This is a genomic window from Bacillus sp. FSL K6-6038 (genome assembly GCF_038050455.1).
Lineage (GTDB): Bacteria > Bacillota > Bacilli > Bacillales > Bacillaceae_G > Bacillus_A > Bacillus_A pseudomycoides.
Genome location: NZ_JBBOUH010000001.1, coordinates 4848265 through 4871905, shown reverse-complemented (window position 1 = coordinate 4871905; position 23641 = coordinate 4848265). Strand labels below are relative to the sequence as shown.

Genomic DNA, 23641 nt, shown 5'->3' with positions numbered 1-23641 from the left:
ATTGCCCATAAAAGCTCGATTAGTGAGGGGGAATAATCAGTGGAATAGGAAGAAAACCACTTCCTAAGTATTGGAAGTGGTTTTCGCTTTCTTGTAGAAATAGATTACTAGCAAAATACCTATGACGATACTAATGATAATCGTTAGTGTAATATACATTGGGTCTTTATTTATTTCGCTTGGGATAACCTGCTCTAGGATCGGCCCAATACACATCGTGAATGCTGCCCCAATTATTAACCATGATTTTGTATATGATGCAAAAAGAATAAAAATAAGGACACATATACTAGCGATGATATAGTTTTGCGTAGTAGTTGCTACAAAGTAATCTGTATCAAGTCGTCCATCTAACCAAAAATAAAAACCAACCCATCCGCCGATGGCCATGAAATGAGCGAATACTAAAAGAAGAACTGAGTTTTTGGTAGATGGGTATACTTTTGGAAGTCCTTTAAATAGCGTAAATGCAAATATAGCAAGGGCCAAGAATAAAGGTAATGATCCAAATAACAATATGTTTTGTGAAATCTTGAACTGCCCTCTTACTGCTGGAGCAAAGCACATAGAAGCAACGATAACTAAAATCGCTGCAGGAATGATGACGAGCAATCCTTTCTTGTCTACAGGTAGTTCTTTCCCAATATTCTTCATGTGCTGTTTACGACTTTTTCCAATAATATGATCAACATTCTGGCCTCTTTGTTCAGCTTCTGTTAAATGAACTTCTAGTTCGTCTACTATTGCATTTATATCTTCATCTTTTTTTCCGCGTTGCAGTAAGTACATTCTGAGTTCAATTAAAAATTGTTCAGACTTTGTTGATAACATTCTATTCGCCCCCTTTATTAATCACTTTTTCAACAGATAGCTTTAAATCAGTCCAGCGCTCTTTGAAGTTGTTTAATTCTTTCTCCCCTAATTCTGATAGCTGATAGTACTTCCGCTTAGGGCCAGCAGTTGATTCCCTTAATACGCTCGTAACCAATCCTTCTTTTTGCATACGTAATAGTAATGGATAGATCGTGCCCTCACTAAAAGAGTGAAAACCATAGCTATGTAATTTCTCTGTTAATTCGTAACCGTATATTTCACCTTCTTGAATAATGGCTAAAATACAACCATCCAAAATTCCTTTTAGCATTTGCGTTGAGTCAGCCATTTTAGCCCTCCTGTTCGTATATCTTTATATATATCTTGTAATACAAGGTATATAATTGTGAGGATACCTTGCAATGCAAGTGTTGTAATAAAGGTAACATAAAATTAACTTGTAATGCAAGGTATGTGAATTTAATTTCAATGGTATTTCTCAATGTGCATATAAGTATGCTTTACAGGATTATGTACTTATTTTAGGAGTGATGATTATCAATTGATAATTTATCAATATTAAATAAAATTAATTCATACGATAAGACTTGCTTATACGAGGAAGAAACTACGATTTAACGCTTCTGCAATTTATATAGCAGGATAATTTTGCTATAATATATGAGCATGACATATACGTAGAGGAGTGCTAGAAAATGCGATCATTTAATGTCGATGACTTTATTGCCAGTGTTTTACAATGGATATTAAATACAGCTTTAATCATATTATCCATTGTTCTATCTATCTTTTTAATTAATGAAACAATTACATTTATACAATACATATTTTCCGCAAAGAAATACACATCCTATAAATTAGTTGAAAGTATTATTGTTTACTTTTTATACTTTGAATTTATTGCATTGATTATTAAATATTTTAAATCGAATTATCATTTTCCATTACGTTATTTTATTTACATAGGAATTACAGCTCTAATTCGATTAATTATTGTTTCTCATGAAGAGCCATTTGAAACATTATTATATGCAGGATCTATTCTCATTTTAGTGATTGCTTTATATATATCTAATATGAGGGATTTGAAGAAACATTAAATATGATTTTGATGCAAAGCTATATCGTATATGAAACCACTTTTGCATGAATTACATAAAGCATACTAAAAAGTAGTGCAGACCAAGGTATTGGTTCGCACTACTTTTTTAATTCTAGTGATGAAAAGAGACAAAATGTATGTTTACTTCCTCCTTGACCTTCAAGTTACTTGAAGGATTAGAATGTGAGTAGAGAGTTGTAAGGGAGCGTTTTGAAGTGAAAACTGTTGAGAAATGAAATGAAGAATGGAGATTGAAAAAATGAGTCAAGAACCTAAACTGCGCCCATTAGAACGAGAAGATTTGAAATTTGTTCATGAACTTAACAACAATGCACATATTATGTCTTATTGGTTTGAAGAACCTTATGAAGCTTTTGTGGAGTTGCAGGATCTATATGATAAGCACATTCATGATCAAAGTGAACGTCGATTTATAGTAGAAAAAGATAATAATATGATTGGATTAGTTGAATTAGTGGAGATTGATTACATTCATCGAAGAACAGAATTTCAAATTATCATTGATCCAAAGTATCAAGGGTATGGTTATGCAGCGTGCGCAACCCGTTTAGCGATGAATTACGCCTTTTCAGTATTAAATATGCACAAACTTTATTTAGTAGTGGATAAAGAAAATGAAAAAGCTACGCATATTTACAAAAAAGTCGGCTTTACGATTGAAGGCGAGTTACAAGATGAATTTTTTGTTGATGGTAACTACCATAATGCAATCAGAATGTGTATTTTCCAGCATCAATATTTAGAAATGAAATCATAAGTTTTAATGTATGATGAAAAATAAATATTTATCCCGCATTAACGGACAGTAACACTCCCATCTCAAAATTCAGCGAAAGCAAAGAAGTTAGGTGGGAGATGAACTGTACGTAAAAGCCCGATTGGTGAGGGCTAATAATCAGTGGGGGATGGAGAAAACCCCCACTGATTAAAGTTTCACTTTATGCTTAGTTATCTATAGTATGATTGGCTCAAGAGTGGAACCAGACGGTACTTTGGTGGAGCCTTTCTTCTTAATTCCATTAAGTTATTTATTTGTTTTTAGTGGTATTATTGCAATATTGTTTGTGGCTATCATTTCGATGTTCAAAAAAGGGAAACTTAATTAATTTAATTGATGTACCGTTTTAAATATATAAAAGGAAGCATAACTTAGGGTTATGCTTCTTTTTTGATTGTCCAAGGGTATGCTTCATCGTTAGTAATAAACAAAGAAGTCCCAATCTTTATAAAAAGATGGGCTTTTTTGTCTAATCATACAGCCAATTATAAGTTTTTGATAGTAGAAGGCTAATATCAACAAGAAAGTAATGATAAAGCTTTGAATGGATTAAATTTCCGTACATCAGACATAATAATGCTTAAGAAATTCCAATTAGGGTGAGAAATCGCAGTGTCAACTGCGGATATTGGGTGATTAAAATGTGGAAAATGCTTGTTTCTTATCTTCCAGATTGGAAAGTGTTTGTGCAAACTTTTATAGTATTTTTCGTTCCTTATGTGACCTCAAGAGTTTTTAGTTGGATCCGTACATTAGAGAAAGAGTGATGAGGATGAAAGAGAAGGAATCAAAGATGAGGCAACAAACCGATACATATCAGGATAAGCCTTTTCAAAACGTAACAGATTATTTTACAGGCGATTTTACCTTGGATCTAGAGCTTGTAAAAAAAGAAGTTAGTTATAACTCGGATGCCCACTTTCGAGAGTTTAACATAGGGGGGACAAATATTCGAGCGGCGCTTGTTTTTGTGGAAGGACTGTCGGATAAGGATCTCATTAATATGCATATTTTGAAGTCATTGATGTTTAATTTTTATGAAGAATATAAGAGTGCACCATCTTATGTGGAAGGTACCATTTCAAAAGAGTTTATTAAGAATCGCGTCCTTTCTATTAGTGAGGTAGAAGAAGTCTATTCTATAAAAGAGTTGATGGCAAAAGTGTTGATAGGTTCAACGGCACTCTTAGTTGATGGATTAGCAGGTGTATTAATTCTTGGTACAAAAAAAGGAAAAACACGCAATGTTGAAGAGCCGATATCAGAGGGATCAGTTAGAGGTCCACGGGTAGGTTTCACAGAAGTTTTGTCTGATAATACCGCTCTTTTACGGCTACATGGCGAAAACGAGGGATTGTCATTAACAAAATTTCATGTAGGAGAGCGGGCAAAAAAAGAGTTGGTTATTGCCTATATGAAAGAGATTGCTGATTCGGAATTGGTAGAAGAGGTTAAGAAAAGAATTCAGAAAATCAATATTGATAATGTGCCAGAATCAGGATATGTGGAGCAGCTCATCGAAGATAATTACCTCAGCCCGTTTCCACAAGCACAGAGTACGGAGCGCCCTGATCGCGTCATCGCAGCGTTGATGGAAGGGCGTGTTGCGATTTTATTGGATGGAACACCTTTTGCCCTGATTGTTCCAGTTACATTTAGCATGCTGATGCAATCGCCCGAAGATTATTATGAACGTTGGATTCCAGGCACGTTTATCCGTTTATTGCGTTTTGGAGCAGCTATTATTTCTCTTTTTGCACCTGCTTTGTACATTTCCTTTATCTCATTTCATCCTGGATTAATTCCGACCAAGTTGGCTATTTCAATTCTTGGGGGACGGGAAGGAGTTCCGTTTCCTGCAATTATAGAAGCATTATTTATGGAAATAGCCATCGAAATTTTGCGGGAAGCAGGGCTACGCCTGCCTAAGCCGATTGGTTCAGCGATGGGAATTGTCGGTGGATTAATCATTGGACAGGCTGCCGTAGAAGCGGGAATTATTAGTCCAATTATGGTAATTGTAGTAGCGGCCACTGCTATTTCTTCCTTTGCGCTCCCTCATTATAGTACAGCAATTCCACTACGGATCCTTCGCTTTGTAGCTATGTTTTGCGCTGCCATATTTGGACTATACGGAGTCATTCTGTTTTTTCTCGTTCTATGCAGTCATATAGCGAGATTGAAGAGTTTCGGCGTACCCTATGCCAGTCCAGCTGTTGTTTATCATTTAAGCGATTGGAAAGATTTCGTGATTCGCATGCCACTTCAGATGATGAAACGTCGCCCAAAAATGATGAATATGAAAGATTCGATACGAAAAGGAAGTGAAGAGGAATGATTACCAACTCTAAAGATCGAATTCCGACTTCGCAAGCGGCTGTCATTCTTATCAATTATATACTCGCAGTAGGAATTCTCACCTTGCCCAGAACAGCTGCTGAGAAAGTAAACACACCAGATGTTTGGATAACCGTTATTTTAGGCGGATTAATTGCGATGGTTGCAGGGATAATCATGGTCAAATTAAGTCAACAATTTCCTGAAAAAACATTTTATCAATATAATCAAGAAATTGTAGGGAAATGGGTAGGAGCGATACTTAGTCTATTTATTGTAGGTTACTTTTTTATGCTTTCTTCATTTGAAGTCAAAACGCTGGAAGGAATAACAAGTTTCTTTTTACTGGAAGGAACACCTGGATGGGCTATTATCATGCCATTTATGTGGGTGAGTCTCTATTTAAACCTAGGCGGAATAAACTCAATAGCACGTTTATTTGAAATTATATTTCCAATTACAGTCTTTATTTTCTTGTTCACTTCCTTTATGAGCATTGGAATATTTGAGATAGACAATCTTCGTCCTGTATTAGGGTTAGGGATTATCCCAGTACTAAAAGGCTTAAAAACAACAACGCTTGCATATTCAGGTGCCGAAATCATGTTGCTCCTTTTGGCATTTATGAAACAACCACGCCAAGCTGTAAAAGTCGTTCTAATTGGAACTGCTATTCCCTTAATTTTTTATGTCATTACAGTTGTGATGGTTATAGGAACGTTTTCTGTCGATGGGGTATTAATGAGAACATGGCCTACGATCGATCTTATGCGAAGTTTTGAACTCCCTGGTTTGATATTTGAGAGATTTGAGTCTTTATTACTTGTGATATGGATTATGCAAATCTTCGCAACTTATACAATTTGCTATTATGCTGCTGCTTTGGGACTGGCACAGCTCTTTAATAAAAATATTCATTCCTTTTTGTATGGGCTACTCCCGGTTATTTATATCGTTTCTCAAATTCCGAAAAACATTAATGATCTATTTAAATTGGGGGATGTGATTGGTAATGCGGCGATGATATTATTTGGTATCCTACCACTGCTTCTCCTTGTAATTTCAAGATGGAGGAAGAGAAAGAATGAACCGAAGTGTGAATAATGTACGACTTCTTTTGGCTTTATCATCAGTTCTTTTGCTGCTGGCTCTTACAGGGTGTTGGAGCAGTCGTGAAATTGAAGAGCAGGGGTTCGCGGTAGGGCTGGCATTTGATAAAGGGAAGGAGACGAAAGTTGAGAAAGAGATAGAAGAACATGGAGGAGGTTATCGAAAAAGGAATCTTATAACATCGACCTATCAGTTTGTTAAACCAGAATTATCAGGTAAAGGAAAGGGTGGAGGGGGACAACAAAAAGCCTACACGAATATTTCTGAAACCGGAGATTCTCTTCACCAATCGATTCGTGAAGTCGCATTAAGAAGGCAGCGTCCTATAATCTTCCATCACACGAAAGTGATTGTTGTTAGTGAAAGTCTTGCACGAATGTATAGTTTGAAGCAGTTACTGGATATTTACATCCGTGATAATGAGATGAGACCAAGTTGCCTCGTGTTAATTAGTAAGGGGCGAGCTAGTGAGACATTGAAATCGAGGGAAGCAGGAGAAATTCCAGCGTTCCTTTTGATTGGAATTGGGGATAATCAATATAGATCATCACGGATTTTACCTCCCGTGCCGCTTGCTAAATTACCAGGAAAGATCCATTCAGGGGCTAGTTTTCTTTTGCCAAATGTGATTTCGATAAATGGAGAAGTGAAATTTGCGGGGGCTGCCGTAATCAAAGGAAAGACAAAAAAGCTGCGCGGTTTTTTGAATGAAAATGAGTTAGAAGGGTTAACATGGATAACTGGGAAAGGGAAAAGCGGTTTGGTGAAAAGTTTTGATGAAAAGACAGGAAAGCCCATCCTGTATGAAGTGAAATCTATGAAAAGTAAAATCCAACCCCACGTTAAAGGAAATAACATCTCTTTTGATGTGAACATCCAATCAGAGGGACGGCTATCTGAAAACTGGGTCGCTTCAGGAGAACCTTTTGAAAATAAATTTCTAAGAAGTGTAGAAAAATCTGCGGAACAAGAAGTGAATCGATTGGTGAAGCGGACATTAAAAAAGATTCAAAAGGAATATCAGGTCGATGTCGCTGGCTTCGGTAACAGATTAAAAATTGAGTATCCAAAAGTATGGAAAAAGGTCGAAAAAGATTGGGATAAAACATTTAGTAAGGTTCCAATCAAATATAGCGTAAAGTTAACTATTGAGGACTATGGTACGGAAGGGACTTAGAAGTGAGATTCTTTATCCCGCATTAACGGACAGTAACACTCCCACTTCAAAATTCAGTGAAAGCAAAGAAGTTAGGTGGGAGATGAACTGTCCGTAAAAGCCCGATTGGTGAGGGCTAATAATCAGTGGAGGATGGAGAAAACCCCCACTGATTAAAGTTTCACTTTATTGCATGACATAGTATGAGATAAATGAAAAAATGTTGGTGGAATAGTGAGTGACCTTCCGCCAACATTTTTTTTGTTTATAATTTCCTGTATGTTTTTACAGTACGAACACAATCTAATATAAGGTATAAAAATGAAAATTTTATTTCTAAATGAAAGCTGGAAAATGGAGGAGCACGAATGAAACATATTGTTGCTTTATTAATCAAATATACTGCAATTAGTGCTGTGTTACTCATGATATTAAGTATTTTTCAAGGTGTTTCTATTCCTAGGGTTTTGTTTATTTCGTTAGTAATTACAGGAGTAGCCTATCTAATTGGAGATTTGTTTATTTTGCCTAAGTATGGAAATACGGTTGCTACAATTGTTGACTTTGGCTTAAGTTTTTTAGGAATTTGGGTATTAACTTATTTTCTTACAAATGTTAATGTGCCTCGTGGCATTACAGCAGCTTCATTTTGGTCGGCTCTTCTTATTGGTGTAGTAGAAATACTTTTTCATATCTATATGAAGAGATTGGTTCTACATGAAGATGACCAGTTACGAGGAGTATCTTATCATAAGAGATACGCTACGGAATTCTCAGAGGAGTATATAGATCACGCTATAATACAAAAAAAGCGTTTATCTGAGAAGGTAGAAGATCGAGATAATGAATGGAAATAAAAAGTGGCTTTAGTCACTTTTTATCATTTAATTATATATGATCTAGGGATTAATGGAATATTAGCTCCCATTTATATAAAAAGGAAAAATAAAACCAATTGCTTTTCTTCTCATTATCTGCCAAGCTTAAGGAGATAAAGTGAAACTTCCATTAGTGGGGGTCTTACTGCCCGTTAATGCGGGACAAAATACTTCAGAGAAAGAAATGTATAGGTGAAGAATATGATTGAAATCAAGACTTCCGCACTTAGCGATGGAGAATTTAATAGAGGAGTATTCGCAAAGCGTGATATAAAAAAGGGCGAACTTCTACACGAAGCACCCGTTATCTCTTATCCGAATGAACAGCATGAGTTTATAGAGAAAACATTACTTGCTGATTACGCATTTGAGTATGGAGTGAATCATACGGCAATTCTTTTAGGTTACGGTATGTTATTTAATCATTCTTATACGCCGAATGCGACGTATGATATCGTTTTTGAGAATCACACGTTTAAATTCTTTGCTTACAAGGATATAAAAGCAGGAGAAGAAATTCTGATCAACTATAATGGTGATGTTGATGATGATGAATTATTATGGTTTGATAGGGAAAAAGAAGAAAACGATAAATAATTAAGTGTAAAAAGAGCACATTCGATTGGATGTGCTCTTTTGTATGGAACAAAAATAAATTTTTGAAACCAAACTGCCCTTCTATCTATCTAATAAATGAAAGGAGGGGATACGATGGATGAAATAAAATTAGTCAAAAAGGCAAGAAAAGGTGACGATGCAGCTTTCGAACAGCTTATTAGTTTATATCAAGATCAATTGTATCGGACTGCTTATCTGTATGTACAGAATAAAGAAGATGCACTAGATATTGTACAAGAAACAGTTTATAAAGCGTATTTATCCATAGAGCAATTAAAGAAACCGAACTATTTTTTGACATGGTTGACACGTATTCTTATACACAATGCCTATCAGCTATTAAGTGAAAAGAAAAAAGTGAAGAAGATAGAGGACGGAAGAGAAGCGGATACATATGGCGAGATGCCAAATAAATTACATCAAATTGAACAAAATATCGACTTACAAGAAGCAATTCAAAAATTGGATGAAAATTATCAAACAGTAATCATTTTATATTATTATCATGATCTTTCAATCAATAAAATTGCTTGGCAAATGAATATACCAGAGGGAACAGTAAAGACATATTTGCACCGGGCAAGAAAAGCGTTAAAAAATTTATTAGGGGGGAGTGAAGAGAATTGGATAAGCAGTGGTTTAATGACGAGGTAAATAAAATTGATGTTCCAAAAAAAGAATTAAATTTGACTATACAAAAAGGGATTGCTAGAGCGAAGGCGGAAAAACCTGTTAAAAGAACATATAAGAAAAGAAGAATCGCTTTGTTAACTGCCGCTTCAATCTGTATAGGTGTACTAGGCTCTGGATTTGTGTTTCCACAAATGAGCCGTGTCTTGGCGGAAGTTCCGATTATCGGGAAAATTTATTCGCATTTTCATGATACAATTGGTCAAAATCTGTCGGCAAGTAAGCTTGTAACAGAGTTAAATCAGCAGGCGGTGAGCAATGGGATTAGCGTAACAATGAATAGTGTTTATTATGATGGTGGTAGAATTGGTATTACATTTAAAGTGGATAACCCAGATGAAGTAGAGATAAGGCATAATTCTGACAGAGACTTTTATTATGATTTTAAACTTGTTGATGGAAGCGAGAAATGGATGCGTGCAGCTTCATTTGATGGCAAAATAACAAAAGACGGTTGGTTCGGAAATATTCATATTAATTATCCAGAAAAAGAGCTTCCCCAAAATACTACATTACCAATTACCATTACGTCTATCGGAGACACAAAAGGGATTTGGAAATTTGATATTCCAGTAAAGCAACTAGAAAATAAAATGATTAACCCGCAGCAATCCGTAAGTAGTGAAGATAAAGAACATACATTTAACTTTGAAAAGATTACAGTGGGAAAAGGATCCGTTGCTATCGACTATAAAGCAATGTATCCACTTGCCGGAGAAAATGATTTAGCGAGAATTGGAAATGTAACTGATGATAAGGGGAATGAAATTGATTTTAAAACGTCGGGTATTGAATTTGGAAGAGAAAAGGTTGGAAATCAGATAGAATCTGATGAACGATCTATTTTCGGGAAAATTCCAGAGGGAGCGGAATTTATTACGCTACATCCGAATGTGAGATTATCTGAAAAGCCGTCTATTCAGGCTTTAAATCAAAAGACACCATTTGAAATACAAAGCACTCGTAGTGATTTAAAGATTGTCGTGAATAAAATTCAACATAAAAAACAGCGATTAATCGTACAGTATACACTTCAAAATGTCGATACAAAACATAAATCTATGGATGAATTGATAAATTGTGGGGAAGTTATGAATTTAATGGATTCTTCATATGTAGATAAGGAATTTGCACCAATTGGTCATGTTGTAAAGGGCAGTGATGTGAAGGTATTGAATAAGGAGAAGTTACAATTCCAGGCAACGTTTCAGCTAGATGGCGAATATGGTGTGAAGAATTTTAGTTTAAAGAATTATGTATTAGAAGTGGAGATGTCACCATATCATCCTGAAAAACCATTACCGTCAGTCAAAATTCAATTAAAATAATCGAAAAAAGGATGGCCTTAACATATAAGGGGGCATCCTTTTATATTACAAGAGCCTTACAGTTTTGTAATGTCTATTTTTGATATGACAAAATATAGACATTTTTATCAGTTTGAAAAGTTCCATCTTTAAACATATTTTTTCGCATTGACATGCGATATAATAGAGTTTTGTAAAGGAAGAGATTAGATTTTAAATTTTTCTATCTTAAACTTGATTATACCGGAAAATTTTTGAAGGTAAAGTTTTCTTCTCGATTTTTTGATAAGATAGAGACGGAAGCTATCTTACTAAACTATTTAGGTAATCTATGTGGTGGCCGATTATCTACTTATTTTCAGCATGGCATTACATGTAGTGTAGTGAATGAACTTGTAAGCGAAATGGAAGAGAATAAGAGAACTAGTTTTAAGAATGCTGGAACTATCGAGAGGATAGGCCATTAATTATTAATAGAAATAGAGGAATCATAGAATGAATATGCAGGAAGTATATAAATATTTACGTACAGTATTACCGGAAGAACATGTAAAACAAGATGAGATGTTAAAGAATCATACGCATATAAAAGTAGGGGGAAAAGCAGATGTGTTTGTACAGCCTACTACCTATACTGAAATTCAACAAGTTGTACAGTATGCAAATAAACACAACATTCCAATTACGTTTTTAGGAAACGGCTCTAATGTCATTATAAAAGACGGTGGTATTCGTGGAATTACATTAAGTTTGACTCATATTACGGATGTTACTGTGAACGAGCAGACAATTGTAGCACAAAGTGGTGCAGCGATTATTGATATATCAAGAATAGCATTAAAGCATTCTTTAACAGGTCTTGAATTTGCTTGTGGTATACCAGGGTCTGTTGGAGGGGCTTTATATATGAATGCAGGTGCATACGGTGGTGAGGTAGCGTATGTATTAACAAAAGCGGTTGTCATGACAAAAGAGGGAGAGCTAATTACTCTTTCAAAAGACGACTTTGATTTTGGATATCGTAAAAGTATATTTGCCAATAATCATTACATCATACTTGAAGCTACATTTGAACTTGAGAATGGTGTATATGAAGAGATTAAAGAAAAAATGGATGATTTAACGTATAAAAGAGAATCGAAACAGCCATTAGAATATCCCTCATGCGGTAGTGTTTTCAAGCGTCCACCGAACAACTTTGCTGGTAAGTTGATTCAAGATTCTGGGCTGCAGGGAAAGAGAATTGGTGGTGTGGAAGTGTCAACGAAGCACGCTGGCTTTATGGTGAATGTTGATAACGGAACAGCGCAAGATTATATCGATTTAATTCATTTCGTTCAAAAGACAGTTAAAGAGAAATGTGGTGTTACGTTAGAAAGAGAAGTAAGGATTATTGGAGAAGATTTATTATAATTTTTAAAGCAGTAGGTGTTTATTTTAAAAGTTATAAAAGTGTTATTGAAATATTATTTGTGGATGTAAGGTTCCAATGAAAGCTGGAATAAATAGAGTATGGAACCCTTTCAAACGTTTGATCTTTATAGGATTTTAATTAGTGAAGGATAGGTTTATCCTTCACTTTATTTTTGTGGTATAACAAAAATAAAGTGTGAATATTTTCAAAACATTTTTCTATAGAATTGACAATAAAATTTTAATTCACTATAATGGCTATAATTTAATATATCAAATACGTTGAAAGAGCCCAGTAGCAGTTTGTCACTGTTATCGAGAAAGCTAGGGGTTGATGGAACCTAGCACAAACAAACTTGTGAATTACACTCTGGAGTATCTTAGGTAATGCTAAGCGGAGTAGCAATCGATACTATTGCTAAGAGTGGTATGGATAGTGAAATTGTTCCTATTTGTGCAATCTGGGTGGTAACACGGTTAATAATCGTCCCTATGTCTAATGTAGACATAGGGGCTTTTTTGTTTTTTAAATTGGAATTTTAAATATTAAAGGGGATGGAAAGACATGAACATTATTGATGAATTAGAATGGCGCGATGCCATAAATCAACAAACAGATGCAGACGGATTACGTGAATTAGTAGAAGAGAAAAAGATTTCCTTGTACTGTGGTGTAGATCCAACAGGTGACAGTATGCATATTGGACATTTGATTCCGTTTATGATGATGAAACGGTTTCAATTAGCTGGGCATCATCCAGTGATTTTAATTGGGGGAGCAACAGGGACGATTGGGGATCCAAGTGGACGCCAAACAGAGCGTCAGTTGCAGACGTTAGAACAGGTACAGCATAATGTTGACGCATTAACAGCACAAATGCAAAAGCTATTTGATTTTGGCGGCAATAGTGAAGTGAAAATGGTAAATAACTACGACTGGACGCATCAAATCAATATTATCGAGTTTTTACGTGACTACGGTAAAAACTTTAGTATAAATAGTATGTTAGCGAAAGATATAGTAGCGAGCCGTTTAGATACAGGGATTTCATTTACGGAATTCACATACCAAATATTACAAGCAATGGATTTCCATCACTTATACAAAGAAGAAGGGGTACAACTACAAATTGGTGGTAGTGACCAGTGGGGAAATATTACAAGTGGTTTAGATTTAATTCGTAAATTAGAAGGGCATGAAGCCAAAGTTTTTGGATTAACAATTCCATTATTATTAAAATCAGACGGTACGAAATTTGGTAAATCAGCAGGCGGAGCAGTTTGGTTAGATCCTGAAAAAACAACGCCATTTGAATTCTACCAGTTCTGGTTGAATACGGATGACCGTGATGTAGTTAAGTACTTGAAATACTTTACGTTCTTAACGAAGGATAGAATTGATGAATTAGTAGTAAAGGTTCAAACGGAGCCACATAAGCGTGAAGCGCAAAAAGTGCTAGCAGAAGAAATGACGAAATTTGTTCATGGTGAGCATGCACTGTCCCAAGCACTAAAAATTACAGAAGCATTATTTAGTGGGGATATTAAATCATTAACTGCGGATGAAATTGAACAAGGATTTAAAGATATGCCGACTTTCCATGCTTCAAAAGAAACAAAAAATATCGTTGAGTGGTTAGTTGATTTAGGAATTGAACCTTCTAGACGTCAAGCCAGAGAAGATATTAATAATGGAGCTATTTCTATGAACGGTGAAAAAGTGACTGATGTGAATACACATGTTACAGTAGAAAATTCATTCGATGGAAGATTTATTATTATCCGTAAAGGTAAAAAGAATTACAGCTTGGTGAAATTAGGAGAATAAAGTTTGTTATAGAGTAGAAGTGAGGAGATATCCTCATTTCTACTCTTTTATGTACACAATTTCGTCATAAAAAGTCAGTATATTAAGATTGTTATGGAGGTTTATTTAGTTTTCATGCCGAATAAGAATAATATATAAATCGTTGCCACGAAGAACAAAAGGAGCCTTGCACTCATCATTTCTCTTTGTTTTAAACATGGCATGGGGCAAAAAAAAGGAACTGCCCGCTCCTATGCATGGGCGGATGCTCTCTTCTATCTAAAAAAGAAAGTTTTTTTAAGAATAAAAAAAAGCCCGAATCACGATTCGGGCTAGTAATCAGATTAGTAAGCTAAGCTGAATAATCCTTTAATATGTGATAAGTAACGAACGTTACTTGCTTCTTTCATTAATGATGCTGGTAAGCCTTTAAGTGGAGTTGAGCTTGCTCCGATTGTAGCAACAGCATCTTTACGACCTAGACTTGCAAGTGTTCCAGAGTTTACTGGTGCGAACTCTTCGAATGCTTTGCCTTCTAGTGCTGCGTATAAGTTGTATCCAATTAACTCACCCATTTGCCAAGCGATTTGTGCAGTTGGTGGGTATGGACGACCTTCTGGACCGAAGACAACAGCGCTGTCTCCAGCAACGAATACGTCTTTGTGAGAAGTAGATTGTAGGTATGCATCAACAGTTGCACGGCCACGGTTTACTTCAAGACCTGATTCACCGATTAATGGGTTACCTTGTACGCCACCTGTCCAAACGAATGTGTTTGCAACGATTTTTTGACCGTCTTTTAAGTCAATTTCATTGCCAGCAACGTTTGTTACAGGAAGACCTGTTAAGAATTTAACGCCGCGTGCTTCTAAGCTAGTAGTTGCACGTTCAATTAAATCGTCTGGTAATACTGGAAGGATTTTTGGACCTGCTTCAACAAGAAGTAATTTTACTTCTTTAGGGTTTACGCCGTGGCTTTTTGCAAGTTTAGGCATAATGTCAGCAAGCTCACCAACTAGCTCAACGCCAGTTAATCCGCCACCACCGATTAAGATTGTAGCATCAGCTTCATTTTTTGTTTTTGCGTATTCACGAATACGTTCTTCAACATGTTTGTAGATTTTGTTTGCATCAGCAGCAGATTTTAATACCATGCTGTTTTCTTCTAGTCCTGGAATACCGAAGTAAGCAGTTTTACTTCCTAAAGCAACTACAAGTGCATCGTAAGATAAAGTAGTGCCACCAGCTAGTTTTATTTCTTTTTTGTCTACTGAGAATGACTCAACTGTTGCAATTTTAAGATCGATGTCTTTGCCTTTGAAAAGTTTTGTAAGTGGCATTGCAATAGCTTGTTCAGAAACGTTACCTGCTGCTAGGCGGTGTAGTTCTGTAATGATTTGGTGTGTTGGGTATTGGTTGATTACTGTAACTTGTGCTTCTGATTTGCTGTAATATTTACGTACATTTAAAGCGGCAAGAAGTCCGCCATAACCAGCGCCTAAGATGACAATTTGTTTTGACATAGTATGATATCTCCCGTCTTTACTAATTGTTGTTATAAGATAAATTATTTATTATTGCGTTCTGCACTAATTTGAAGATAAGCATTGATAAAACGGAACATTTTTTGTGCTTGTGGATCTTTTAGTAATTTTAACAGACCGAAAAGACCGATAACTTCAGAGCTTTCTTCAGCACGATCTTTTGCTTCGATAGCAGTTGCTGCCATGCTTTTCACTGTATCTTTTACAGGCTCTACAATCTCTTGGATTGCGCCAACAGTGTCGCTTTTTAATACTTCGTCAGTAGCAACAGTTTGAGCGAAGTCATAAGACTTAGTTAAAATGTTAACAAGCTCAGTTAATTTTGGAAGCTGTTCTACTAGTGTAGTTAATGACTCTTGTACTTCAGGTTTTAACAATTGATCAAGTACATCAAGTTGTCCTTGGCTAGCAGAAATTTGTAAAGATTCTTGTTCAGGCTTTGTTTGAGTGATAGTTTCTGGCATCTCCAATTCTCCTTTACGATAGCAATACTCTTATTTTTTTAGGAATAAAACATTCCCAAGTAACAGGTAAGCGTTAGCAAAAATTTGCAAAACTTTATACAAAGCTTCACAAAACGCAATAAAATGCCTTTAAACTTATGATTGCAAGTAGTAGACAATCATAAATTCAAAACCATAATTTCTTACCTATTATTTATGGACTGTCCGATACATGGCTTGTCCGTATAATGGAAACTTCCTTTATCGGAAAGTGTATATAATATATATCTTATATTATATACTATATACACCCAGGTTAACATAAAAATGATCCCTAATTATTTGACTTTGAGTCCATAACTTAGTATTAGCAAGGGAAAAAAGCATATATTTTATTTTACTGTTACCTAAAATATACTTAATTATAGAGAAAAAAAGGAAAAAACGAGCAAATGAATGTTCATTTTTTCCTTTTTTTCTGATTAAGATTGATCTGTTTGCGGGATAAGCATGGACGAATTCCCGTTCTTTTCAAGATGGCACTCCCCCCAAGTGCAAAGGGAATCAAGAATCGCTTCTAAGGACCGACCGTAGTCGGTAAGAGAGTATTCAACTTTTGGTGGTACTTGATTATATACCTTTCTTTGAATAACCCCATCTTCTTCTAATTCACGCAATTGCTGTGTGAGCATCTTTTGCGTAATGCCAGGCATTAAACGCTTTAATTCACTTGTTCGTTTTGTTCCTTTTGTTAAGTGACAAAGGATGACGACTTTCCATTTTCCCCCGATTACTTCTAAGGTTGCTTCTACAGGAATATTATATGTCTTCATATATTACAACCACCTTTAATGAACTTTTATATAATCATATATTACTTTTTAGTGCCTATAGCACTTTAAAGTACGTACTGTTTTTCATGTTGAACATGTTTCATAATAGCATACGTAAGAGGTAAATGAGTAGTACGGTACCAAAAAGTAACTATGTTACCTTTTGGTACCTATCGCACTTTAAAGTGCGTTCTTTCGAAAAAGAATGAAACCATTCATAATAGCAGTTGTGAGCAGTAAAACTGTGTTTATTAGAAGATAAAAGGGCCTTTTTATCATACTATTATGATTGGATTTCTCATATTAAGGAGGAGTTCGATTGAGTTCATATACAGTACCGTCTTCAGATGTTCAAACAAATAGAAGAAGTGTGTTTGCTTTATTAGCATTAGCGATTAGTGCGTTTGGAATTGGTACAACTGAATTTATTAGCGTCGGTTTATTGCCATCTATTTCGAACGATTTACATGTTTCAGTTACAACAGCAGGTTTAACCGTGTCTTTATATGCACTAGGAGTAGCATTTGGCGCTCCTGTATTAACGTCGTTGACAGCTAGTATGTCACGGAAAACGTTATTAATGTGGATTATGATTGTTTTCATTATTGGTAATGGTATTGCAGGAGTGGCAACAGGCTTTGGTGTACTGCTTGTTGCGAGAGTTGTATCTGCATTTGCGCATGGGGTATTTATGTCGATAGGTTCAACAATCGCTGCAGCTCTTGTACCAGAAGATAAACGTGCTAGTGCAATTGCTTTTATGTTCACAGGCTTAACAGTCGCAACTATCACAGGTGTACCAATTGGAACATTTATTGGTCAACAATTTGGCTGGAGAGCTTCGTTCATGGTTATCGTAGCAATTGGAATTGTTGCCCTTATCGCAAACAGTTTGTTAATTCCATCTAGTTTAAAAAAAGGTACGTCTGTATCATTTCGCGATCAATTTAAATTAATAACAAACGGAAGACTATTACTTGTTTTCGTAATTACCGCATTAGGGTACGGCGGAACATTTGTAACATTTACGTACTTGTCTCCATTATTACAAGAGGTGACAGGGTTTAAAGCAAGTACAGTTACAATCATTTTGTTAGTGTATGGGATTGCAATTGCGATTGGAAATGTGATTGGTGGAAAACTATCGAACCATAATCCAATTCGTGCATTATTCTATATGTTTTTCATTCAAGCGATTGTGCTATTCGTACTCAAATTTACGGCGCCGTTTAAGGTAGCAGGGCTCATCACGATTATTTTAATGGGATTATTCGCGTTTATGAATGTTCCAGGATTACAAGTATATGTTGTGATATTAGCTGAACGCTTTGTTCCGAGCGCTGTAGATGTTGCATCTGCAATTAACATTGCCTCCTTTAATGCAGGGATTGCTCTTGGGGCTTACCTTGGTGGCATTGTAACGAATTCATTAGGGTTAATTCACACAGCGTGGGTCGGCGCGATTATGGTAGTTGGTGCAGTCATATTAACGGCATGGAGTATGGGATTAGAAAAACGAGATTAAGCAAAAAGTTAGTATTCATAAGTGAACCATATTATACAAATGAAAAGATGATAGGAGAGAAAGAGAATATGATTAAGAATTTACAAGATCGTGTAGTGTTGCATAACGGCGTGGAAATGCCTTGGTTTGGTTTAGGTGTATTTAAAGTAGAGGAAGGACCTGAACTTGTTAATGCAGTAAAAATGGCGATTAAACAAGGATATCGCAGCATTGATACAGCGGCGATTTATGCCAATGAAAAAGCGGTAGGAGAAGGAATTCGCGAAGGTATTAAAGAAGCAGGTATCTCAAGAGAAGACTTATTCATCACTTCAAAAGTATGGAACAAAGATCAAGGATACGAAGAGACGTTAGCAGCTTATGAAGAAAGTCTACAAAAGTTAGGGCTTGAGTATTTAGATTTATATCTTGTTCATTGGCCGGTAGAAGGAAAATATAAAGATACGTGGAGAGCGTTAGAAAAGTTATATAAAGAAGGACGCGTACGTGCAATTGGCGTGAGTAACTTCCAAATCCATCATTTGAAAGATGTAATGGAAGATGCAGAAGTGAAACCGATGATTAACCAAGTAGAATATCATCCGCGTTTAACGCAAAAAGAATTGCGGGACTTCTGTCGTGAACAAGGTATTCAAATGGAGGCTTGGTCACCTCTTATGCAAGGGCAGTTATTAGATAACGAAACATTACAAGAAATCGCAGATAAATACGGTAAAACGACTGCGCAAATTATCTTGCGCTGGGATTTACAAAATGAAGTTGTAACGATTCCGAAATCAACAAAAGAACACCGTATTATCCAAAATGCGGATATATTTAATTTTGAATTAACAAAAGAAGATATGGAACAAATTGATGCGTTAAATCAGAATCATCGCGTTGGTCCAGATCCGGATAACTTTGATTTCTAAAATGAACAGAAGAGAGGGGCACAAAAAAATTTGTGCTCTTCTTTTTAATTGCAGAAAACTAAAAATTCAAACAAATATTTACTCTGTATATGAAATAGGATATCTTAAATTTATAATATGAAATTTTCCTAGGGAGGCACATATGAACAATCATCGTACAAATCATTTCCGCATGTTAATTGTTACTGCACTATTTGCTGCTATTATTGGTATTTTGGCCCAAGTTACAATTCCTCTGCCGCTCGTTCCGATAACAGGACAAACATTAGCGATTGGTCTTACTGCTACAATTTTAGGTTCACGTTATGGCACTTTATCTGTACTGTTATATGTTTTAATTGGTGCAACTGGAATTCCTGTTTATGCTGGGTTTAGTGGCGGTTTATCCGTTTTATTTGGTCCTACAGGCGGCTTCCTATTAGCCTTCATTCCAACTGCTTTTTTAATTGGTTTGTTAACTGAGAAGACAAAGCTTACATTTTGGAATTCGTTAATGGCAAATGTTTTAGGAATGTTTGTGACATTAACAATTGGGACTGTATTCTTAAAGTATGTGGCATCGCTAGGATGGCAAGCGGCTTTCATGGGTGGTTTTGTGCCCTTCCTTATTGTAGGTGTAATAAAAGCTGCATTAGCTGCATGGGTTGGGATTAAGGTAAGAGGAGCGTTAGTGCGTTCGAAATTATTATTGCAAGAAAACTAAATGATAATAGAAACACGCGTAGAATGATCTCTGCGCGTGTTTTTTTATAGCGTCTTAAGAAGGGAAAAGTAATGTATAAAAAGACTTTTTAACTAGATACTATACAGTAGTAAATTTGTTATTTTATAAGGGGTTGTGAACATGAATATTAAACAATCGTATAAGTTATTGGTTGCTTTTTTGAGTGTTTTATTTGTATTTGCGAATTTATTATTCCCACTCCAAAAAGCATCGGCAGAAGTCATGGATCATACAAAGTATCAAATGGATTGGAGCTACAGTAAATCAAAAAAGAAACCAATCCGAACAGAGCTTATTAAAACAGCAGATGGGAAAATTGCATTCTGCTTGAATGTAGATTTGAAATCACCAAGCGGTCAAGATTTACCTGAAATAGGTAAGGTGGATATTGGGGTGTACCGCGTGTTATTAAATGGATATCCACAGAAGAGTCCACAAGAATTAGGTGTCTCTGATTGGAGAGAGGCGCATTATGCGACGCAGCTCGCTGTATGGAATGCGCTGGGACAAGTGGATATTAATGATTTAGATTTTCGTAATAAAAATGTAGAAAAAGTAATGAAAGATATTGTTGCGAAAGCAAAGAGCAGTGAAGAAGTACAAGAAATTACGATGAGTGTTACGCCGTCAGAAAAGCAAGAAGCAGTATTAAAAGATGAGTTCTTCGAAACAGGTTTATATACGGTGCAAACAAATGCGAAAAGTGGAACGTACCAAGTGCAAGCAACTGGTGCGCCTGCAGGAGTTAAATTTGTGAATGAAAAGGGCGAAACAAAAACACAGTTTAATGTGGGGGAAAAGTTCCGTATTTTAATTCCAAAACAGACGCCATCTGGTGAATTTAGCTTTAAAGTATCAGGAACTTTAACAAAATTACAAGGTATCGCGCATAAGGGAACACCGAAAATTCAAGATGCGGTAGTTTTATTAGAGCGCAGTGAAGAAAAAACAAGCCCAGATTTAGCGGTAAGCTGGAAAAAGACTGAAGCTCCGCAGAAACCGAATAAACCTTATAAACGATAAAAAAGCGCTGGCGTTTGCCAGCGCTTTTTTATATTATTATTCAGCTTCTGATACAACTGTAAAGCGTTCGTTCACGTGTTTTGGATTTTCAATTTCATCAAGTGCAGCTACAGCGAAGTCTTCGTAACTTACATAGCTGTCGCCTTTTTCGTTAACAAGAAGGTGGTCTTTACCAGATTTGTAAGAACCAGTACGTTTTCCTAATGCGAATAGAGCAGAAGGACTAATGAATGTCCAAGTGATATCGTTTGTTTGTTGTAAAATTTCTAGGTTTTTTCCTTGGTTTTGAGCTGTTGCAAGATATTCTTTAGGGAAACCTGGTGTATCAAATACACGTGTTGTTTTTGCCTCATCTACAAATAAACTTCCAGCGCCTCCGACAACAAGTAACTTCGTATTAGGTGCACCTTTCATTGCCTCAATTAATACGTTCCCTGCATCTACGTGAAGATGTTCACTTCCAGCAGGAGCGCCAAACGCATTCACGATTATGTCAAATGCTTGTAGGTCATTAGCAGTAAGATCGAAAACATCTTTTTCTAAAACTTTTACATTATTCTCTGTGATTTTTGCAGCGTTTCTTACGATTGCAGTAACTTCATGACCGCGATCAAGTGCTTCTTTCATAATACGACTTCCAGCTTTTCCGTTTGCTCCGATAATTCCGATTTTCATAATATATACCTCCAAATGTTTAATAGAATAAATGCCTAAAATGTATGTGCAAAAATGAATTGATGTCGTTAAGCAAGTTTGATACCACTCGTTGTAACTATTATAGTTACAGAGTTGGTTTTTGTCAATCGCTTTGTTTATAAAAAATATTTCTTCAAGTAGTATGTGCGCTTCTAAAAATAAGAAGTCATATTTCTTAACAAGTAACACGATTGTGTTATAAAACCTAACATTTGGAAGCGATAATCTGTCGAAAAATGTTGATTTTTGAATATTTTTTAAATATAATTCAATTTATGAGAAGAAAAGGGAGGGACTAATCGTATGAATATTTTAGAACAGTTCGTTTCATCAACGAATACGATTCTTTGGTCATATATTCTTATCGCAATGTTAATAGGCTTAGGGCTTTATTTTTCTATTAAATTGAAATTCGTACAAATTACCCATCTAGGCGAAATGGTACGATTAATGAGTGATGGATTAACTGGAAAGACACGTAAAAAGGGCAGCGTATCTTCTTTCCAAGCTTTCTGTATGAGTTCAGCAGCCCGCATTGGGATCGGGAACTTGGCTGGTGTGGCACTAGCTATTTCTATGGGAGGACCCGGCGCAGTCTTTTGGATGTGGGTAATTGCAATTATCGGGGCATCTTCAAGCTTTGTAGAAAGTACACTTGCACAGATTTATAAAGTAAAAGATGGCAGCGGCTTCCGTGGTGGTCCTGCTTATTATATGGAAAAAGGTTTAAATAAACGTTGGATGGGAATTTGGTTTTCTATTCTGATTACAATTAGTTACGGTTTAATTTTCAACTCAGTACAGGCAAATACAGTTACGCTAGCATTTAAAAATGCATTCGGTTTAGAGCGTTATGTTGTAGGAATCGCATTAGCTGCATTAGTCGCAGTTATTATTTTTGGCGGCGTTAAAAGTATTGCACGTATGTCAGAAATGATTGTTCCACCAATGGCAATTATTTATATAGCAGTAGCTGTTTTCGTTGTTATTAAAAACTTCTATTTACTACCAGATGTTTTCACAGAAATCTTTAAAGGTGCATTCGGTTTAGATTCAGCTGTAGGTGGCGGTATCGGGGCTGCGATGAAGTATGGTATTCAGCGTGGATTATTTGCGAACGAAGCAGGTATGGGTAGTGCGCCGAATGCGGCTGCGACAGCAGATGTAACGCATCCAGCTAAACAAGGATTTATTCAAACAATTGGAGTTTTAGTAGATACATTTTTAGTATGTACATCAACAGCGTTTATCGTACTATGCTCTGGAGCATATAAGGCAACGAATTTAGAAGGAATTGAATTAACACAAAAGGCGCTAAGCTCACAAATTGGTCCATGGGCAAGTAGCTTCTTAGCGATTATTATTTTCCTATTTGCGTTCAGTTCACTTCTAGGAAACTATTATTATGGTGAAACAAATATCGAATTCATTAAGAAAAGTAAAACATGGTTAATGATTTACCGTGCTGCAGTAGTTGGAATGGTGTTATTCGGTTCTGTTGCGACGCTTCAAGTCGTATGGAATATGGCAGACTTATTTATGGGTCTAATGGTAATCACAAACTTAATTGCGATTACACTTCTTGGCCGATTTGCATATGCTGCGTTGACAGACTATGTAAAGCAAAAGAAACAAGGGAAAGATCCAGTCTTCCATGCAAGCTCTATTCCAGGTTTGGAAAACACAGAATGCTGGGAAGATTCTATGGTAACAAAAGAAAAAGAAGAAAAAGCTGTATAATAAGGAAAGGGCATCAGAGAGAATCTGATGCCTTTTTTTATGGTTTGTAGGAAAAACCGAACATTAATAGAGTTTTTATGTTTATTATATTTTTTTAGAAATATAAAGATGTGAGTTGAAATTTATGTTAGAATGTATAAGGTCTTTCCAG

The 23641-nt window shown here is 35.9% G+C and carries 22 protein-coding genes, 1 pseudogene and 1 other annotated feature; of the genes and pseudogenes, 17 read left to right on the top strand and 6 right to left on the bottom strand.

Features of this window, described 5'->3' with window-relative positions; all coding sequences use genetic code 11:
• Nucleotides 1-63: 63 nt before the first annotated feature.
• Complete coding sequence (locus NSQ40_RS25770; RefSeq protein ID WP_098159045.1) at nt 64-831, bottom strand: NADH dehydrogenase subunit; 768 nt, start codon at nt 829-831, stop codon at nt 64-66.
• Between the two features lies 1 nt (nt 832).
• Entirely contained in the window at nt 833-1162 is a 330-nt protein-coding gene (locus NSQ40_RS25765) for a PadR family transcriptional regulator (RefSeq protein WP_003201969.1), read from the bottom strand.
• A gap of 367 nt (nt 1163-1529) precedes the next feature.
• On the opposite strand from NSQ40_RS25765, the gene psiE reads away from it, so the two are divergent.
• The 12 genes and pseudogenes from psiE (at nt 1530) to tyrS (ending at nt 14072) form a co-directional block, all read left to right on the top strand.
• Nucleotides 1530-1934 (top strand): phosphate-starvation-inducible protein PsiE, encoded by a 405-nt coding sequence (gene psiE / locus NSQ40_RS25760; protein ID WP_003201971.1) that lies wholly within the window; start codon nt 1530-1532, stop codon nt 1932-1934.
• Between the two features lie 261 nt (nt 1935-2195).
• Complete coding sequence (gene speG / locus NSQ40_RS25755) at nt 2196-2714, top strand: spermidine N1-acetyltransferase (protein WP_016112470.1); 519 nt, start codon at nt 2196-2198, stop codon at nt 2712-2714.
• A gap of 202 nt (nt 2715-2916) precedes the next feature.
• A pseudogene (locus tag NSQ40_RS25750) lies at nt 2917-3063 on the top strand (DUF3955 domain-containing protein); the annotation flags it as partial.
• Between the two features lie 465 nt (nt 3064-3528).
• On the top strand, nt 3529-5073 hold the full coding sequence (locus NSQ40_RS25745; protein WP_371411663.1) for a spore germination protein: 1545 nt from the start codon (nt 3529-3531) through the stop codon (nt 5071-5073).
• Nucleotides 5070-6176: a spore germination protein gene (locus NSQ40_RS25740; RefSeq protein WP_341286159.1), complete on the top strand. Its 1107-nt coding sequence runs from the start codon at nt 5070-5072 to the stop codon at nt 6174-6176. The genes NSQ40_RS25745 and NSQ40_RS25740 overlap by 4 nt, the downstream gene beginning before the upstream one ends.
• On the top strand, nt 6157-7359 hold the full coding sequence (locus tag NSQ40_RS25735) for a Ger(x)C family spore germination protein (RefSeq protein WP_018765078.1): 1203 nt from the start codon (nt 6157-6159) through the stop codon (nt 7357-7359). The genes NSQ40_RS25740 and NSQ40_RS25735 overlap by 20 nt, the downstream gene beginning before the upstream one ends.
• A gap of 347 nt (nt 7360-7706) precedes the next feature.
• A complete protein-coding gene (locus NSQ40_RS25730) occupies nt 7707-8195 on the top strand; it encodes a YndM family protein (RefSeq protein WP_003201983.1) in 489 nt (162 codons plus the stop codon).
• Between the two features lie 222 nt (nt 8196-8417).
• Nucleotides 8418-8813, top strand: coding sequence for an SET domain-containing protein (locus NSQ40_RS25725; RefSeq protein ID WP_141521864.1), 396 nt, complete (start codon nt 8418-8420; stop codon nt 8811-8813).
• A 114-nt stretch (nt 8814-8927) separates the two neighbouring features.
• Nucleotides 8928-9488, top strand: coding sequence for a sigma-70 family RNA polymerase sigma factor (locus NSQ40_RS25720; RefSeq protein WP_018765075.1), 561 nt, complete (start codon nt 8928-8930; stop codon nt 9486-9488).
• Nucleotides 9458-10852, top strand: coding sequence for a DUF4179 domain-containing protein (locus NSQ40_RS25715; RefSeq protein WP_033796556.1), 1395 nt, complete (start codon nt 9458-9460; stop codon nt 10850-10852). The genes NSQ40_RS25720 and NSQ40_RS25715 overlap by 31 nt, the downstream gene beginning before the upstream one ends.
• Nucleotides 10853-11326: 474 nt before the next feature.
• Complete coding sequence (gene murB / locus NSQ40_RS25710; protein WP_003201991.1) at nt 11327-12244, top strand: UDP-N-acetylmuramate dehydrogenase; 918 nt, start codon at nt 11327-11329, stop codon at nt 12242-12244.
• A 273-nt stretch (nt 12245-12517) separates the two neighbouring features.
• Nucleotides 12518-12739 (top strand) — a binding site (T-box leader).
• Between the two features lie 70 nt (nt 12740-12809).
• The gene (gene tyrS, locus NSQ40_RS25705; protein ID WP_098159042.1) at nt 12810-14072 is read left to right on the top strand and encodes a tyrosine--tRNA ligase; all 1263 of its coding nucleotides are present in this window, start codon (nt 12810-12812) and stop codon (nt 14070-14072) included.
• 323 nt (nt 14073-14395) lie between these two features.
• On the opposite strand, the gene NSQ40_RS25700 is transcribed toward tyrS, so the two are convergent.
• The 3 genes from NSQ40_RS25700 to NSQ40_RS25690 form a co-directional block, all read right to left on the bottom strand.
• Nucleotides 14396-15574, bottom strand: a complete 1179-nt coding sequence (locus tag NSQ40_RS25700; RefSeq protein WP_098159041.1) for an NAD(P)/FAD-dependent oxidoreductase — start codon at nt 15572-15574, stop codon at nt 14396-14398.
• 44 nt (nt 15575-15618) lie between these two features.
• Nucleotides 15619-16059: a DUF1641 domain-containing protein gene (locus tag NSQ40_RS25695; RefSeq protein WP_003201998.1), complete on the bottom strand. Its 441-nt coding sequence runs from the start codon at nt 16057-16059 to the stop codon at nt 15619-15621.
• A gap of 461 nt (nt 16060-16520) precedes the next feature.
• A complete protein-coding gene (locus NSQ40_RS25690) occupies nt 16521-16871 on the bottom strand; it encodes a winged helix-turn-helix transcriptional regulator (RefSeq protein WP_003202000.1) in 351 nt (116 codons plus the stop codon).
• A 319-nt stretch (nt 16872-17190) separates the two neighbouring features.
• On the opposite strand from NSQ40_RS25690, the gene NSQ40_RS25685 reads away from it, so the two are divergent.
• The 4 genes from NSQ40_RS25685 (at nt 17191) to NSQ40_RS25670 (ending at nt 21054) form a co-directional block, all read left to right on the top strand.
• Nucleotides 17191-18396: an MFS transporter gene (locus NSQ40_RS25685; RefSeq protein ID WP_098159040.1), complete on the top strand. Its 1206-nt coding sequence runs from the start codon at nt 17191-17193 to the stop codon at nt 18394-18396.
• Between the two features lie 68 nt (nt 18397-18464).
• Nucleotides 18465-19307, top strand: coding sequence for an aldo/keto reductase (locus tag NSQ40_RS25680; RefSeq protein ID WP_162617467.1), 843 nt, complete (start codon nt 18465-18467; stop codon nt 19305-19307).
• Nucleotides 19308-19449: 142 nt separating this feature from the next.
• Entirely contained in the window at nt 19450-20010 is a 561-nt protein-coding gene (locus NSQ40_RS25675; RefSeq protein WP_003209123.1) for a biotin transporter BioY, read from the top strand.
• Between the two features lie 141 nt (nt 20011-20151).
• Nucleotides 20152-21054, top strand: a complete 903-nt coding sequence (locus tag NSQ40_RS25670) for a thioester domain-containing protein (RefSeq protein ID WP_003202008.1) — start codon at nt 20152-20154, stop codon at nt 21052-21054.
• A gap of 36 nt (nt 21055-21090) precedes the next feature.
• On the opposite strand, the gene NSQ40_RS25665 is transcribed toward NSQ40_RS25670, so the two are convergent.
• The gene (locus NSQ40_RS25665; RefSeq protein ID WP_258248356.1) at nt 21091-21729 is read right to left on the bottom strand and encodes an NAD(P)-dependent oxidoreductase; all 639 of its coding nucleotides are present in this window, start codon (nt 21727-21729) and stop codon (nt 21091-21093) included.
• 324 nt (nt 21730-22053) lie between these two features.
• Between NSQ40_RS25665 and NSQ40_RS25660 the strand changes: the two genes are divergently transcribed.
• Nucleotides 22054-23490, top strand: coding sequence for an alanine/glycine:cation symporter family protein (locus tag NSQ40_RS25660; RefSeq protein WP_003201744.1), 1437 nt, complete (start codon nt 22054-22056; stop codon nt 23488-23490).
• The last annotated feature ends 151 nt before the right edge of the window (nt 23491-23641 follow it).

Excerpts from the sequence above, each read along its gene's own strand:
- NSQ40_RS25770 (WP_098159045.1), bottom strand. The coding sequence starts at position 831 with ATGTTATCAACAAAGTCTGAACAATTTTTAATTGAACTCAGAATGTAC.
- NSQ40_RS25765 (WP_003201969.1), bottom strand. The coding sequence starts at position 1,162 with ATGGCTGACTCAACGCAAATGCTAAAAGGAATTTTGGATGGTTGTATT.
- psiE (WP_003201971.1), top strand. The coding sequence starts at position 1,530 with ATGCGATCATTTAATGTCGATGACTTTATTGCCAGTGTTTTACAATGG.
- speG (WP_016112470.1), top strand. The coding sequence starts at position 2,196 with ATGAGTCAAGAACCTAAACTGCGCCCATTAGAACGAGAAGATTTGAAA.
- NSQ40_RS25745 (WP_371411663.1), top strand. The coding sequence starts at position 3,529 with ATGAGGCAACAAACCGATACATATCAGGATAAGCCTTTTCAAAACGTA.
- NSQ40_RS25740 (WP_341286159.1), top strand. The coding sequence starts at position 5,070 with ATGATTACCAACTCTAAAGATCGAATTCCGACTTCGCAAGCGGCTGTC.
- NSQ40_RS25735 (WP_018765078.1), top strand. The coding sequence starts at position 6,157 with ATGAACCGAAGTGTGAATAATGTACGACTTCTTTTGGCTTTATCATCA.
- NSQ40_RS25730 (WP_003201983.1), top strand. The coding sequence starts at position 7,707 with ATGAAACATATTGTTGCTTTATTAATCAAATATACTGCAATTAGTGCT.
- NSQ40_RS25725 (WP_141521864.1), top strand. The coding sequence starts at position 8,418 with ATGATTGAAATCAAGACTTCCGCACTTAGCGATGGAGAATTTAATAGA.
- NSQ40_RS25720 (WP_018765075.1), top strand. The coding sequence starts at position 8,928 with ATGGATGAAATAAAATTAGTCAAAAAGGCAAGAAAAGGTGACGATGCA.
- murB (WP_003201991.1), top strand. The coding sequence starts at position 11,327 with ATGAATATGCAGGAAGTATATAAATATTTACGTACAGTATTACCGGAA.
- tyrS (WP_098159042.1), top strand. The coding sequence starts at position 12,810 with ATGAACATTATTGATGAATTAGAATGGCGCGATGCCATAAATCAACAA.
- NSQ40_RS25700 (WP_098159041.1), bottom strand. The coding sequence starts at position 15,574 with ATGTCAAAACAAATTGTCATCTTAGGCGCTGGTTATGGCGGACTTCTT.
- NSQ40_RS25695 (WP_003201998.1), bottom strand. The coding sequence starts at position 16,059 with ATGCCAGAAACTATCACTCAAACAAAGCCTGAACAAGAATCTTTACAA.
- NSQ40_RS25690 (WP_003202000.1), bottom strand. The coding sequence starts at position 16,871 with ATGAAGACATATAATATTCCTGTAGAAGCAACCTTAGAAGTAATCGGG.
- NSQ40_RS25680 (WP_162617467.1), top strand. The coding sequence starts at position 18,465 with ATGATTAAGAATTTACAAGATCGTGTAGTGTTGCATAACGGCGTGGAA.
- NSQ40_RS25675 (WP_003209123.1), top strand. The coding sequence starts at position 19,450 with ATGAACAATCATCGTACAAATCATTTCCGCATGTTAATTGTTACTGCA.
- NSQ40_RS25670 (WP_003202008.1), top strand. The coding sequence starts at position 20,152 with ATGAATATTAAACAATCGTATAAGTTATTGGTTGCTTTTTTGAGTGTT.
- NSQ40_RS25665 (WP_258248356.1), bottom strand. The coding sequence starts at position 21,729 with ATGAAAATCGGAATTATCGGAGCAAACGGAAAAGCTGGAAGTCGTATT.
- NSQ40_RS25660 (WP_003201744.1), top strand. The coding sequence starts at position 22,054 with ATGAATATTTTAGAACAGTTCGTTTCATCAACGAATACGATTCTTTGG.